The organism is Curvibacter gracilis ATCC BAA-807, from assembly GCF_000518645.1.
In the GTDB taxonomy this organism is placed as follows: Bacteria; Pseudomonadota; Gammaproteobacteria; order Burkholderiales; family Burkholderiaceae_C; genus Curvibacter; species Curvibacter gracilis.
On record NZ_KI912467.1, the window covers coordinates 109917 to 123557 of the forward strand.

Here is a 13641-nt window from a genome sequence, read left to right on the forward strand (position 1 = left end):
CGGGAGCCTCAACTTTGCCGCAGGCTCACGACAAGGCCAGACGACGCGCGATGCGCTGCGCCAGCAGCAACCCGACCAGACAGCAACTGCCCGTGACAGCCCAGGTCCATTGCCAGCCGCCGGCCAGCCCAGCCACCCATCCCACCAGTGGCGGACCGGCAAATTGCCCCAAGGCCGAGCATTGGGTCATCCAGCCCACGGTGGTCGAGATGGCGTTCTCACGTGGGGCCAGCCGAACGGCCAGGGAGAACAGGCTGCCCGGAATCAGGCCGCCCATCATCGAAAACACCAGCAAGGCCCCATAACGAAGCCAGGGCGCCAGAGGCCAGAACGACTCAAAGGTGAACCACGCCCCCAGGGCCATGCTGGCAAAGCCCCAAGTCAGCACCCGGGCCGCCGGCACCCCCCGCTGCAGCAGAACCCCGGCGGCCAGGTTGCCCACGATGTTCGCTGCCGCGGCCAGGGCCGTCAGAACGGCCGTCCAGCCGACGCCCAGGTCGGATGACGCATAAATCGAGGGCAAAAACCCCATCACTGCCTGCCATTGCGAGGCGTAGAAGGCAAAGCTCAGCGCCACCAGCCAGGGGCCCTCGCTGGACAGGGTGAGCCGCAGCACCCCCAAGCCCTGCATCAGCCCGGGTCGGCGGGCCTTTGGCACGGCCCCCAACCCGGAGCGCGCCCGGGCCGCATCCGAGGGCACCCAGACCAGGGTGGCCACGGCCATCGCAGCCGGCAGCGCCGCCATCAACCACCACCATTGCGGCCAGCCCATCAGCGGCAGCAGCAGCGGCCCGCCCAGCAAGGCCAGCGCCGTGGCCAGCGGCATGCAGATGCCGAACACGCCCAGCATGAAGGGCAGATCGTGGGCGCTGACCAGTTGGCGGATCAAACCCGCACAGGGCATGAAGACCAGCAGAAAGCCGACGCCCTCCAGGGCCCGCAGAAACAGCATGAAACCGGCCTCCGGCACCGCGGGACCCAGGGTGCTGGCCGCCACCAGCAGCGCCAGGCCGATCAGCAGGCAACGGCGCAAGCCCCATTGCTCAGCAAACAGGCCCAGCAACGCCCCCAGCAGCATGGAGGCCACCTGCACCGCCGACAGCAGAAAGCCCGCCTGCACCAGCGACAAGCCCAATTCGGCACGCAACAGGGGGACGGCCGGCGCCAGCTTGGCCACATGCAGGGCTGCCGACACACCCGCGGCCACCACCAGGCAAGCCGCCCCAAGGCCGCCGGAGCGCTTGCCCAGGCCATTTTCGAAAGTCACATCTGCCGTCAAACCGCACCTCGCTGGCGCCCGCAGGGCCCGGCCAGGAGGGCCGGCCAGCTCGGTGGCGAACCCCACGCACATGAAGCGTGTTCGCAGCCACCCCGGAACTACCGGCAACGGGCAGGCGCCAGCGTAGTGGCGCGCGCCGATGCGCAGGTTTCAAATTCCGGCGCTCTGAAACAAGGCCTGTGCGGCCTCAGCGCAGGCCTCAGCGTGGACTTTTGCGCCCAGGTTTGGGTTTGCCAGCCCCGGTGCCTGCGCGCGGAGGCAGTCCGGTGTGCTGGGTCAGGATGCGGCCCTTGACGGGCGCGGCCGGCGCGTTCGGCTTGGCGCCCTGGCCCAGCGCAGGGCCGCGGGCACCGCGGGGCGCCACGGCGGCAGGCACAGCCTTGCCGGTCGGCCGCGCCGGGGCCTGGGTGGAGTTCTTGCGACGGGCGCTCTGGTAGCTGCCGTCCGTCATGGGCTGGAAGGTGGGGATCAGGTGTTGCTTGCCGTTACCAATGAGGTCGGCCCGGCCCATGGCCTTGAGCGCCTCGCGCAGCAGCGGCCAGTTGTTGGGGTCGTGGTAGCGCAGAAAGGCCTTGTGCAGCCGGCGGCGCTTCTCGCCGCGCACGATGTCCACCGACTCGCTGTCGGGCGTGATCTTGCGCAGCGGGTTGCGGCCGCTGTGGTACATGGCCGTGGCGCTGGCCATGGGGCTGGGGTAGAAGGTCTGCACCTGGTCGGCGCGAAAGCCATTGCGCTTGAGCCACAGCGCCAGGTTCATCATGTCCTCGTCGCTGGTGCCCGGGTGGGCGGCGATGAAGTAGGGGATCAGGAACTGCTTCTTGCCCACCTCTTCCGAGAACTTGTCGAACATCTGCTTGAAACGGTCGTAGCTGCCAATGCCCGGCTTCATCATCTTGGTCAGCGGGCCTTGCTCGGTGTGCTCGGGCGCGATCTTGAGGTAGCCACCCACATGGTGCTGCACCAGCTCGCGCACGTATTCGGGGCTCTTGACGGCCAGGTCATAGCGCAGGCCCGAGCCGATCAGGATCTTCTTGATGCCCTTGAGGGCGCGCGCGCGGCGGTAGATCTTGATCAGCGGGTCGTGGCTGGTGTTGAGGTTCTGGCAGATGTCCGGGAACACACAGCTGGGCTTGCGGCAGGCGGCCTCGATCTCGGGCGTCTTGCAGCCGATGCGGTACATGTTGGCGGTGGGGCCACCCAGGTCGGAGATCACGCCGGTGAAGCCCTTGACCTTGTCGCGGATCTCTTCCACCTCGCGGATGATCGAATCTTCAGAGCGGCTCTGGATGATGCGCCCCTCGTGCTCGGTGATCGAGCAGAAGGTGCAGCCGCCAAAGCAGCCACGCATGATGTTCACGCTGAAACGGATCATCTCCCAGGCCGGGATCTTGGTCGCGCCATCATGGCTGCCGTTTTCGTCGGCGTAGGCCGGATGCGGGCTGCGCGCGTAGGGCAGGTCGAACACCAGGTCCATCTCGGCGGTGGTCAGGGGGATGGGGGGCGGGTTGATCCACACGTCGCGCGCAGTCACCCCCTCACCGTGGGCCTGCACCAGGGCCCGGGCATTGCCCGGGTTGGTCTCCAGGTGCAGCACCCGGTTGGCATGGGCGTACAGCACCGGGTCGCTCTTGACCTGCTCGTACGAGGGCAGGCGGATCACGCTGCGCTCACGCGGCGGCACCTTGACGCGGCCCTGCAGGGCCGGGTTGGGCACGAAGTTCAGCGGACGCACATTGGCTTGGGCCGCAGCAGCGGCACCAGCCTGAGGCAAAGCTTTGGCCTCAGCCTCGCTGGCCACGGCCTGGGCTTCGTCCTCGCGGGCGCAGGTGGCGCCTTGCTCGCGCGCCTGGTCCGAGATCATCAGGTAGGGGTTGACGTGGGCCTCCACGCGGCCGGGGGTGTCGATGCGGGTGGAATCGATCTCGAACCAGCCCTCGGACGACTCGTCGCCACTGCGGCGGATGAAGGCCGTGCCACGCACATCGGTGATCTTCTCGACCGGCTCGCGGGCGGCCAGGCGGTGCGCCACCTCGACGATGGCGCGCTCGGCATTGCCGTACAGCAGCAAGTCGCACTTGGCATCGACCACGATGGAGCGGCGCACCTTGTCGCTCCAGTAGTCGTAATGTGCGATGCGGCGCAGCGAACCTTCGATGCCGCCCAGCACGATGGGCACATCCTTGTAGGCCTCGCGGCAGCGCTGGCTGTACACGATGGCGGCGCGGTCAGGGCGCTTACCGCCCACATCGCCAGGGGTGTAGGCGTCATCGGAGCGGATTTTGCGATCGGCCGTGTAGCGGTTGATCATCGAATCCATGTTGCCCGCCGTCACCCCGAAGAACAGATTGGGCTTGCCCAGCACCCGGAAGGGGTCGGCGCTCTGCCAGTCAGGCTGGGCGATGATGCCCACGCGAAAGCCCTGGGCCTCCAGCATGCGGCCGATCACCGACATGCCGAAGCTCGGGTGGTCCACATAGGCATCGCCGGTCACGATGATGATGTCGCAGCTGTCCCAGCCCAGCTTGTCCATTTCCGCGCGGCTCATCGGCAGGAACGGCGCCGTGCCGAAGCGGGCTGCCCAGAACTTGCGGTAGCTGTTCAGTGGTTTGGCGGCGCGCGCGAAAAAGGAAACGTCAACGGGGGCGTTCATGGAGGGGCTTCTTGGGGATAACCCTTCATTTTACGGGCGCAAGCCTTGTGAACGGTCTTGCCAGTACCCCCAGAAGGGCTAATGGACCGAGCGCCCCAGCATGCGACGCGGCACGGTGGCCTGCTCAGGCACGGGGTAGGTGCTTTCGTACACCTTGATCTGGGTGATCTGGCCGGCCAGCACCGTGAAGTGAAAGGCGAAGTCGACCCGCATCAACTCGTCGTTGGCATTGAGCCGGGTCTCCAACTCGCCCGTGGCGATCGCATGGCAGCCCTCGGCCAGCACCTGCTTCACCGCGAAGCGTTGGGGCGTGGCGCGGCGGCGGTGCTGGGTGATGAAGTCGGCCACCTGCTCACGCCGACGGGCGGGCCCGCTCCAGGGGATGACCAGCGAGTTGTGCGGGATGTCCCAAACCATTTCGGGCGCCAGCAAGGCCGCCAGAGCCTCACCCGCCTCACCGGCTTTCACCTGCTCGAAATAGAGCTGAACGATGGCACGGGTCTGCTCGGTGAGTGTTCCCATCAACAAGACGGTCGGGCAATTCTGAAGGTTCGACATGGCAGCAAGCACCCCAGGTTCGGGCGGGCTTGGCAGCCCGCTGAAATGATTTTCAAATCATTGTCGCAGATTAAATCAAATTCAATTTGATAAATTAACCTGCTTGCGGGTGCAAATTCAGGCTCTCAGTCCCAGTGGGTCTGGGCCAGGGCCTTGGCAATCGTCTGCCGTTTGACCGTGGGCTTGGGCACATGGAAGTCAAACCAGCTGCGCACATCCTGCTCCAGCCCGATGCCATGCATGTAGTTGTAGATGGCCTTGCGCAGGCCCTCGCCCAGGGCGTCGTGGTCCACCCCGGTCGGGTCGCGGAACGCGATGTCGTTGCGGGCGAACTGACCCGGCGGCAGCGGCACCAGGCTGATGCCGTAGTCCTGCGGGTTCTGCCCCACGGGCGAGTGCACGGTGCACACAAAACGGTGCCAGAAGCCCGACTGGATGCAGCCGTTCTCGAACAGCTGGCGCACGTACTCCAGCGCATCCACCGTGTCCTGCACCGTCTGGGTCGGAAAGCCATACATCAGGTAGGCATGCACCAGGATGCCCGCATCGGTCAGGCTGCGCGTCACGCGGGCCACCTGCTCCACCGACACGCCCTTCTTCATCAGCTTGAGCAGGCGGTCGGACGCCACCTCCAGGCCGCCGGAGATGGCGATGCAGCCGCTGTCGGCCAGTTGCTGGCACAACTCAGGGGTGAAGGATTTCTCGAAACGGATGTTGCCCCACCATGAGATCGCCGTGCCACGGCGCTGCAACTCCTGCGCCAGCGCCTTGAGCGACTTGGGTGGCGCCGCTTCGTCGACGAAGTGGAAGCCGGTCTGCCCGGTCTCGGCCACGATGGCTTCGATGCGATCGACCAGGGTGGCGGCACTGGCCGTCTCGTAGCGCGAGATGTAGTCCAGGCTGACGTCGCAGAAGCTGCACTTCTTCCAGTAGCAACCATGGGCCACGGTCAGCTTGTTCCAGCGGCCATCGCTCCACAGCCGGTGCATGGGGTTGAGCATGTCCAGCAGCGACAGGTAGCGGTGGATGGGCAGGCCGTCCCAGGTGGGCGTGCCCACGTTCTCGAATGGCACCTCGGGCTGCTCCAGGTGCAGCCACTGCACCTGGCCCGTGTCCGCATCGCGCACAAAGGTGCGCACCAGGCGCTGCCGCGAACGCCGGCCCTGCAGGTGCTCCAGCAAGGCCAGCAGCGGGCTTTCGCCGGCGTCCAGGGTCACGTAGTCGAAGTAATCAAACACCCGGGGCTCGGCCAGCTCGCGCAGCTCGGTGTTCACGAAGCCGCCGCCCAGCACCGTGACCAGGCCCGGGTGGCGCGCCTTGATGGCCTGCGCCACCCGGAAGGCCCCGTACACCGCGCCTGGGAAGGGCACCGACACCAGCACCACCGTGGGTTCGTGCCGGGCCACGGCCTGCAAGGCCAGTTCGCACAAGGTCTCGTCCACCAGATTGCGCGGCGCCGCCAGGGCCTCGGCCAGCGGGTCGAAGGTGGGTTGCGCGGCGGCCAGCGACTCGGCATAGCGCACAAACTCGAAGCGCGGGTCCACAGCATCGCGCAGCACGTCGGCCAGGTCGTTCAGGTACAGCGTGGCCAGGTGGCGCGCCCGGTCTTGCTGGCCCAGGGCGCCAAAGGCCCAGGCCAGAGGGTCTTCACCCTCTTCAGCCAAGTACACCTCCAGCGACTCGAAGCGCGGGCCCTCGGGCAAAAACTGGCGCCCGGCAATGCGGTGCGCCAGGCTCAGGTCGCGCCCCTGCAGAAAGCCGATGGTGGGCTCGAGCGTGGCCAGGTAGCGGTCAAACTGGTCCAGAAACAGGTTCACCCGGGCGCTGCGCTGCGCCTCGGGGCCGGCCTCGATCACGGCCCGCACCTCGCGCAGGCCCGCCGCCGAGAACAGCTTGAGCACCAGGGCCAGCGCCAGGTCCTCTTGCCGCGCATCCAGCCCCTGGGCGCGCAAAAAGCCGGTGAGGTAGGCGGTGGAGGGGTAAGGCGTGTTGAGCTGCGTCATCGGCGGGATGACGGACAGGATGCGGACAGCGGCGGGAGACGACATGGGAAAAGACAAGGGAGGCAAGGCAGACAGGCGAGGAAAGCACCCCGGAAACGGGTCGGCGGACGCGCAAAACGCCCGCCAGTTGATGCGATGATCATAGGCGCAGCCGCTGGGTATGCCGATCCCGCAACCGATCAACCCCACCAACCCACCCCGGTCGTGGCCCTGCCCTTGTGCTTTCATTTCAGCCCTAGCCCCACCATGGCCCTCACACCCTCGCCCGTGCTGCAGATCCAGCAGCTCTGCTTTGACTACCCGGCCCACAAGGGCCAAGCCGCCGTGCCTGTGCTGCAAGGCTTCAGCGCCAGCCTGCCCCCCGGGGTGACCTGGGTGGGCGGCGACGAAAGCCGTGGCAAAACCACTTTGCTGCGCCTGCTGGCCGGAGAGTTGCGCCCCCAATCTGGGACGCTGGCCCTGAACACCGGGCCGACAAGCCTGAACCCTACCCACGCGGCCTGGGCAGCGGAGGTGGCCTGGTGCGATCTGCGCGGTCCGGCACACGACCCGCTCTACCCGGCCGACTGCTTTGCCCGGCTGCAACAACAGCACCCGCGCTTTGACAGCGCCTTGCTGGCCCGGATGATCGAGGGCCTGGACCTGGCGCCGCACCGCGACAAGGCCTTGTACATGCTGTCCACCGGCACCCGCCGCAAGGTAGCGCTGGCCGGCGTGCTGGCCAGCGGGGCCAAGCTGATGCTGCTGGACGACCCGTTTGCCGCGCTGGACAAGGGCTCGATCGACTTTCTGCTGGAGCACCTGCGGCAACAAGCCCAGGCGCCTGCCGACCGGGCCTGGATCCTGGCCGCCTATGTGGCGCCGCGCGGCGTGCCGCTGGCCGCCCACATCGATCTGGACGCGCTCAAGACCCCTTGATCTTGTTCATGAACAGGCGCAGAAAAAAAACGCCCATGCACAGCATGAACACAATGCCGCCCAGGCTCATCAGGCCATAGTCGGTCGAAATCAGGTCAGTGAAAGCCTTCATGGGAACACCCTTTCTTGTAGTGGATGCACCCACTGTCGGCGTCCACAGGCGCCCTGCCCTTGCGAATTCTCAAGGTGGGCCAGGGGCTTGAGCGGCCACTGACAAAGATCAAGAAAATCAAGGGGTCACTCGGGTCAAGGCTCGGACAGCATCGGGTTGAGGGCAATATCGCCCTCGGGAAACGAGGCCACCAGCTTCAATTCGCCCCCCAAAGCCCGGATGTACTCACGCAGGGTACTGACATGCATGTCGTTGCGACGTTCGAGCTTGGAAATAGCGGCCTGCTCAATGCCCAGAGCCGCACCCACATCCGCCTGGGTCATCTGGCGGGCTTGCCTCACGGCCTGCAGTTGCATGTCCACCCACAGGGCTTCGGCCCTTGCGGCAGCGCGGGCCTGAGCCTGAGGAGACATCCTGGAGCGCAACTCACTGAATTTTCCGGCCATGGATCAGCCCCTCTTTCAACAATGATTCGAGATGCGCCTGGTACAAGCGCTCAGCCACAGGAACCTGCACACGGTACCAACGATCGTCACCCGTTTTGTCACCACCCAGCAACAAGATGGCACTGCGCCGTGGGTCAAACGCATACAGGATTCGCAACGGACGACCTTGATGCTGCACGCGCAGCTCTCTCAGGTGTGGGAACCTCGAGCCTTCAACGCCCGAGCTGTGAGGAAAGCCCAACTGAGGCCCCAATTGCTCCAGCAGTCGCACCGACGCGTCGATGGACTCCTGAGCGGCCTCTGGCAACGCATCCCACCATTGTCCGAATTCATCGGTGTATTCGACCTCCCAGCGTTGGCTAATTATTCCTCCAGAGGACTATTCCATCAAGCTCAGGCTGGAAGATTCATGGCATCTTTCCGGGCCCGGTACGCAGCACTGCAGCATGCGATCCCCAGGCCCCCGAAGTGTTTCAAACGGAAAATCGGGTGTTGAGAAAGAACGCCCGCTCCCAAGCCGTCAACGCCCGCCGATCCCCATTGCCCGGGTGATCACCTCTTTCATGATCTCGTTGGTGCCGCCATAGATGCGCTGCACGCGCGCGTCGGCGTAGGCGCGGGTGATGGGGTATTCCCACATGTAGCCGTAGCCGCCGTGCAGTTGCACGCACTCGTCCATCACCTTGCATTGCAGGTCCGAGCACCAGTACTTGGCCATGCTGGCGGTGGCGGTGTCGAGCTGGCCGGCCTGCAGCAGTTCGATGCACTTGTCGACGAAGACGCGGGCCACCTGGATCTCGGTCTGCAGCTCGGCCAGGGTGTAGCGGGTGTTCTGGTAGCTGGCCACGGGCTGGCCGAAGACCTTGCGCTCTTTCACATAGGCCAGGGTCCAGTCGATGGCCGCCTGTCCCGCGGCCACGGCGCCGATGGCGATCTGCAGGCGCTCCCAGGGCAGTTGCTCCATCAGGCAGATGAAGCCGCGGTTGAGTTGCGCGGCACCGCCCAGCACGTTCTCGGCCGGCACGCGCACGTTGTCAAAAAAGAGTTCGGAGGTGTCCTGCGCCTTCATGCCTAGCTTTTTCAGGCGCTTGCCCTTCTCGAAGCCCGGCATGCCGCGCTCCACCAGCAGCAGGCTGGTGCCCTTGGCGCCCGCGGCAGGGTCGGTCTTGGCCACCACGATCACCAGATCGGCATGCCAGCCGTTGGTGATGAAGGTCTTGCTGCCATTGAGCAGGTAGCTGCCATCGGGCTGCAGCAAGGCCGTGGTCTTCACGCCCTGCAGGTCGCTGCCGGCGCCCGGCTCGCTCATGGCGATGGCGCCCACCAACTCGCCGCTGGCCATGCGCGGCAGGTAGTGCAGCTTCTGGGCCTCGGTGCCGTAATGCAGGATGTAAGGGGCAACGATCTCGTTGTGCAGGCCAAAGCCGATGCCGCTGAAGCCGCCGCCCGACAGCTCCTCCATCTGCGCCACCGAGTACAGGCGGTCGGCCCCGGCCCCGCCGTACTCCTCGGGCAGGGTCATGCACAAAAAGCCGTTCTCACCGGCCTTGCGCCAGACCTCGCGGTCCACATAGCCCTGCTCTTCCCAGTCAGCGTGATAGGGCTCGATCTCCTGTTTGCAAAAGCGCCGAAAGCTGTCGCGGAAAGTCTCGTGGTCGGGGCTGAACAAGGTGCGCGCAATCATGGTGGTGTCTCCTGTCGGGCGTGGCGCCCATTTATGAAAAGCAGATGCTTTGCAAAATTATGCCGTGAAGCAAGGGCTGAATCCATGCGCCGTCTTTACAAGGTTCACGCTTCAGTTACCTGCGCCGCTGCCGAAAACCCGGTAAGCCACTTCACAACCCTGCCTGGAGCCCCGCTTGAACGTCACCAACGCCATCGCACTGAACGTTGCCGTCAACGTCCTGGAGAAGCCGATCTCCCAGGTGGCGCACGCCTTGGGGGTGCCCAACAGCGTGGACGTGCCGGCCCTGGTGAAGGGGGCGGCCACGGTGGCGCTGCTCTACAGCATGCCCACGGCCGCCGCAGCCGGACTGCTGACCGTGGGCAGCGCCACCGGCATGCTGGGCAGCCAGCTCGACGTGTTCGCCTGATCCCAACGACAGCGACTGCGCCGCCACGGCGCCCGTCCCGCCACGGACTTTTGCTTTGTCTCCATTTTTACAGAGCACTTGCTTGGTAAAAAATATACTGATGGGTCCAATCACCCATTCGGCTGCCGCAGGCCTGTGCCCGCCGGCAGCCCAGCCCCTGGAGACAAGCCATGACCGAAGCCTATGTGTTCGACGCCATCCGCACGCCGCGCGGCAAAGGCAAGAAAGACGGCAGCCTGCACGAAGTCAAGCCGGTGAACCTGCTGGCCGGCCTGCTCAACGATCTGCAGTCGCGCAACGGCTTTGACACCGCCCTGGTCGACGACGTGGTGATGGGCATCGTGTCACCGATCGGCGAACAGGGCTCGGTGCTGCCCAAGGTGGCCGCGCTGAAAGCCGGCTGGGATTTCCGCTGTGCCGGTGTGCAGGTGAACCGCTTCTGCGCCTCGGGCCTGGAGGCGGTCAACCTGGCGGCGCAAAAAGTACGCTCCGGCTGGGAAGACCTGGTGGTGGCCGGCGGCGTGGAGAGCATGAGCCGGGTGCCCATCGGCTCGGACGGCGGCGCCTGGGCGCAAGACCCCGAAACCAACTCGGCCACCCTGTTCGTGCCGCAGGGCATCGGGGCCGACCTGATCGCCACGCTGGACGGCTTCAGCCGCGCCGATGTCGACGCCTTTGCCCTCGAATCGCAGCGGCGCGCCACCGCGGCACGGGCTGCCGGCTACTTTTCGCGCTCGGTGGTGCCGGTGCGCGACTTTCTGGACCAGGTGATCCTCGAAGAAGACGAATTCATCAAGCCCCACACCACGCTCGAGGGCCTGGCCGGGCTCAAGCCCTCGTTCGAACAACTGGGCGCCATGGGTTTTGACGCGGTGGCCCTGCAGCGCTACCCCCAGGTCGAACGCATCCACCATGTGCACCACGCCGGCAATGCCTCGGGCATTGTCGACGGGGCCGCGGCGGTGCTGATCGGCTCCGAGCAGGCCGCCCGCCAGCATGGCCTGGCACCGCGCGCCCGCATCGTGGCCACGGCCCTCAGTGGCGCCGACCCCACCATCATGCTGACCGGCCCCGTGCCGGCCACCCTCAAGGCCCTGGCCCGCGCCGGGCTGAACATCGGCCAGATCGACCTGTTCGAGGTCAACGAGGCCTTTGCCGCCGTGCCCATGCGCTTCATGAAAGAGCTGGGCGTGCCGCACGAGAAGGTCAATGTGAATGGCGGCGCCATCGCCCTGGGCCACCCGCTGGGGGCCACGGGCGCGATGATCCTGGGCACCCTGATCGACGAGCTGCACCGGCGCCAGCTGCGCTACGGCCTGGCCACGCTGTGCGTGGGCGGCGGCATGGGCATTGCCACCATCGTCGAGCGGCTGTGAAGCACAGCCCCTTCCTCTGCATTCACCCCCAGAACACCCCGACGGAGACACGGCCTTGAAAACCATCCGCTACGAGCTTGCCGACGGCATCGCCACCCTCACCTTTGACGAGACCGGCTCGGCCGTCAACACCATGTGCCAGGCCTGGCAGCAAGACCTGAGCACGGTCACCCAGCGCGTGCTGGCCGACCGGGCCCAGCTCAAGGGCATTGTGCTGGCCTCGGCCAAGACCACCTTCTTTGCCGGCGCCGACCTGAAGGCCACCATGCGCCTGCAGCCCGAAGATGCCAGCCGCGTGTTCACCGACATCGAACAGACCAAGAAGAACTTCCGCACCCTCGAGACCCTGGGCATCCCGGTGGTCAGCTGCCTCAATGGCACCGCCCTGGGTGGCGGCTGGGAAGTGGCCCTGATCGGCCACCACCGCGTGGCCGTGGACAACCCCAAGATCCAGTTCGGCCTGCCCGAGGTCACGCTGGGCCTGATCCCTGGCGCCAGCGGCATCACCAAGATGACGCGCCTGCTGGGCCTGATGGGCGCCCAGCCCTACATCCTTGAAGCCCGTTTGTTCAACCCGCGTGAGGCCCTGGAGCTGGGCCTGGTGCATGAGCTGGTGGGCAGCGCCGAGCACCTGCGCCCCGCCGCCCTGGCCTGGATCGCGGCCCACCCCGAATCGCGCCAGCCCTGGGACGACAAGAACTACAAGATGCCCGGCGGCACCCCGGCCAACCCCAAGATCGCCAGCGCACTGACCGTGGCACCCGCCATGCTCAAGAAGACCACCCGCGGCCTGTACCCGGCGCCCGAGGCCGCGCTGGCGGCCATGGTCGAAGGCGCCCAGGTCGACTTCGACACCGCGCTGCGCATCGAAAGCCGTTACCTGGCCCGCCTGATCACCAGCCCCGTGGCCAAGAACATGATCAACACGTTCTTCCACAACATGAACGCGATCAAGAGCGGCCAGTCGCGCCCGGGCACGGCAGCGCGCTACAAGCCGCAGAAGGTGGGCATCCTGGGTGCCGGCATGATGGGCGCAGGCATTGCCTACGCGCAGGCCAGCCGCGGCATCGCCACGGTGCTGAAAGACATCAGCGTCGAACAGGCCGAGGCCGGCAAGGCCTACAGCCAGCGCATCACCCAGCCGCGGGTAGACAAGGGCCGCATGAGCCCGGCCGACCAGCAGGCCCTGCTGGCGCGCATCCACACCACCGACCAGGCGAGCGACCTGCACGGCTGCGACCTGATCATCGAGGCGGTGTTCGAGAACCGCGAGCTCAAGGCCCGCGTCACCCGCGAGGCCGAGCCCCAATTGGCACCCGGCGGCTTTTTTGCCAGCAACACCTCCACCCTGCCCATCAGCGGCCTGGCCCAGGCCAGCGCCCACGCCGAGCGCTTTGTGGGCATCCACTTCTTCAGCCCGGTCGACAAGATGAAGCTGGTCGAGATCATCCGCGGCCACCAGACCAGCGACGACACCGTGGCCCGCGCCTTCGACTACGTGCAGGCGCTGGGCAAGCTGCCCATCGTGGTCAACGATTCGCGCGGCTTCTACACCAGCCGCACCTTCGGCACCTACGTGATGGAGGGTGCGGCCATGCTGGGCGAAGGCATTCCGGCCCCGGTGATCGAGAACGCGGCCATGCAGGCGGGCATGCCGGTGGGCCCGCTGGCGGTGCTCGATGAAACCGCCCTCACACTCAGCGTGCACGTGCTCGACCAGACCCGTGCCGACCTGGCCGCGGCCGGGCAAAGCTACCACGCGGGCGCCGGTGAGCTGCTGGTCGAGCGCATGGTCAAAGAGCTGAACCGCCCGGGCCGCGCCGGCGGTGGCGGCTTCTATGACTACCCGGCCGGCCAGAAAAAGCAGCTGTGGCCCGAGCTGCGCCCCCTGTTCGAAAAGCCCGGCCACGCCTGGGATTTGCAGGACGTGAAAGACCGCCTGCTGTACCGCCAGGCCATCGAGACGGCACGCTGCCTGGCCGAAGGCGTGCTCACCAGCGTGCATGACGCCAACATTGGCTCGATCTTCGGCATCGGCTTTCCGGGCTGGACCGGGGGCGCCATGCAATTCATCTATGGCATGGGTGTGGCCGCCTTCCTGCAGCGCGCCGATGAGCTGGCCCGGCACCACGGCGCGGGCTTCGCCATCGACACAGCCACCCGTGCAGCCATCGAAAAGCACCACCCGGTGTATTGAATCGGCAGG

General features: G+C 66.3%; 12 protein-coding genes. 4 read left to right on the top strand and 8 right to left on the bottom strand.

Translation table 11 applies throughout. From position 1 onward, the window contains the following. Positions 1-25: 25 nt before the first annotated feature. The 4 genes from L880_RS0129165 to L880_RS0129180 all read right to left on the bottom strand — a co-directional run bounded on the left by L880_RS0129165 (position 26) and on the right by L880_RS0129180 (position 6535). Entirely contained in the window at positions 26-1267 is a 1242-nt protein-coding gene (locus tag L880_RS0129165) for an MFS transporter (RefSeq protein WP_084461733.1), read from the bottom strand. A 211-nt stretch (positions 1268-1478) separates the two neighbouring features. After that, the gene (locus L880_RS0129170) at positions 1479-3929 is read right to left on the bottom strand and encodes a YgiQ family radical SAM protein (protein WP_027478600.1); all 2451 of its coding nucleotides are present in this window, start codon (positions 3927-3929) and stop codon (positions 1479-1481) included. 78 nt (positions 3930-4007) lie between these two features. Next, positions 4008-4451, bottom strand: coding sequence for a nuclear transport factor 2 family protein (locus tag L880_RS0129175; RefSeq protein ID WP_027478601.1), 444 nt, complete (start codon positions 4449-4451; stop codon positions 4008-4010). Between the two features lie 161 nt (positions 4452-4612). Continuing rightward, a complete protein-coding gene (locus tag L880_RS0129180; protein WP_043331001.1) occupies positions 4613-6535 on the bottom strand; it encodes a B12-binding domain-containing radical SAM protein in 1923 nt (640 codons plus the stop codon). A 201-nt stretch (positions 6536-6736) separates the two neighbouring features. On the opposite strand from L880_RS0129180, the gene L880_RS0129185 reads away from it, so the two are divergent. Next, a complete protein-coding gene (locus L880_RS0129185; protein WP_027478603.1) occupies positions 6737-7408 on the top strand; it encodes an ABC transporter ATP-binding protein in 672 nt (223 codons plus the stop codon). Here L880_RS0129185 and L880_RS35320 read toward each other — a convergent pair. The 4 genes from L880_RS35320 to L880_RS0129205 all read right to left on the bottom strand — a co-directional run bounded on the left by L880_RS35320 (position 7395) and on the right by L880_RS0129205 (position 9650). Continuing rightward, positions 7395-7520, bottom strand: a complete 126-nt coding sequence (locus L880_RS35320; protein ID WP_084461736.1) for a DUF3149 domain-containing protein — start codon at positions 7518-7520, stop codon at positions 7395-7397. The genes L880_RS0129185 and L880_RS35320 overlap by 14 nt on opposite strands. 134 nt (positions 7521-7654) lie before the next feature. After that, positions 7655-7966, bottom strand: a complete 312-nt coding sequence (locus L880_RS0129195; RefSeq protein WP_027478604.1) for an XRE family transcriptional regulator — start codon at positions 7964-7966, stop codon at positions 7655-7657. Next, positions 7947-8333 (bottom strand): type II toxin-antitoxin system RelE/ParE family toxin, encoded by a 387-nt coding sequence (locus L880_RS0129200; RefSeq protein ID WP_425389219.1) that lies wholly within the window; start codon positions 8331-8333, stop codon positions 7947-7949. The genes L880_RS0129195 and L880_RS0129200 overlap by 20 nt, the downstream gene beginning before the upstream one ends. Before the next feature lie 153 nt (positions 8334-8486). Then, the gene (locus L880_RS0129205; RefSeq protein WP_027478606.1) at positions 8487-9650 is read right to left on the bottom strand and encodes an acyl-CoA dehydrogenase family protein; all 1164 of its coding nucleotides are present in this window, start codon (positions 9648-9650) and stop codon (positions 8487-8489) included. A gap of 175 nt (positions 9651-9825) precedes the next feature. On the opposite strand from L880_RS0129205, the gene L880_RS0129210 reads away from it, so the two are divergent. The 3 genes from L880_RS0129210 to L880_RS0129220 all read left to right on the top strand — a co-directional run bounded on the left by L880_RS0129210 (position 9826) and on the right by L880_RS0129220 (position 13632). Next, positions 9826-10059 carry a hypothetical protein gene (locus L880_RS0129210; protein WP_019573512.1) on the top strand — a complete coding sequence of 78 codons (234 nt, stop codon included), beginning with the start codon at positions 9826-9828 and terminating at the stop codon, positions 10057-10059. Between the two features lie 170 nt (positions 10060-10229). Beyond that, the gene (locus tag L880_RS0129215; RefSeq protein ID WP_027478607.1) at positions 10230-11435 is read left to right on the top strand and encodes an acetyl-CoA C-acetyltransferase; all 1206 of its coding nucleotides are present in this window, start codon (positions 10230-10232) and stop codon (positions 11433-11435) included. Between the two features lie 55 nt (positions 11436-11490). Beyond that, positions 11491-13632 (top strand): 3-hydroxyacyl-CoA dehydrogenase NAD-binding domain-containing protein, encoded by a 2142-nt coding sequence (locus L880_RS0129220; RefSeq protein WP_027478608.1) that lies wholly within the window; start codon positions 11491-11493, stop codon positions 13630-13632. Positions 13633-13641: the final 9 nt, after the last annotated feature.

What these genes read in the sequence shown, in the direction of transcription:
- L880_RS0129185 (WP_027478603.1), top strand. Translation starts at nt 6,737, where the DNA reads ATGGCCCTCACACCCTCGCCCGTGCTGCAGATCCAGCAGCTCTGCTTT.
- L880_RS0129205 (WP_027478606.1), bottom strand. Translation starts at nt 9,650, where the DNA reads ATGATTGCGCGCACCTTGTTCAGCCCCGACCACGAGACTTTCCGCGAC.
- L880_RS0129215 (WP_027478607.1), top strand. Translation starts at nt 10,230, where the DNA reads ATGACCGAAGCCTATGTGTTCGACGCCATCCGCACGCCGCGCGGCAAA.
- L880_RS0129170 (WP_027478600.1), bottom strand. Translation starts at nt 3,929, where the DNA reads ATGAACGCCCCCGTTGACGTTTCCTTTTTCGCGCGCGCCGCCAAACCA.
- L880_RS0129175 (WP_027478601.1), bottom strand. Translation starts at nt 4,451, where the DNA reads ATGGGAACACTCACCGAGCAGACCCGTGCCATCGTTCAGCTCTATTTC.
- L880_RS0129180 (WP_043331001.1), bottom strand. Translation starts at nt 6,535, where the DNA reads ATGTCGTCTCCCGCCGCTGTCCGCATCCTGTCCGTCATCCCGCCGATG.
- L880_RS35320 (WP_084461736.1), bottom strand. Translation starts at nt 7,520, where the DNA reads ATGAAGGCTTTCACTGACCTGATTTCGACCGACTATGGCCTGATGAGC.
- L880_RS0129195 (WP_027478604.1), bottom strand. Translation starts at nt 7,966, where the DNA reads ATGGCCGGAAAATTCAGTGAGTTGCGCTCCAGGATGTCTCCTCAGGCT.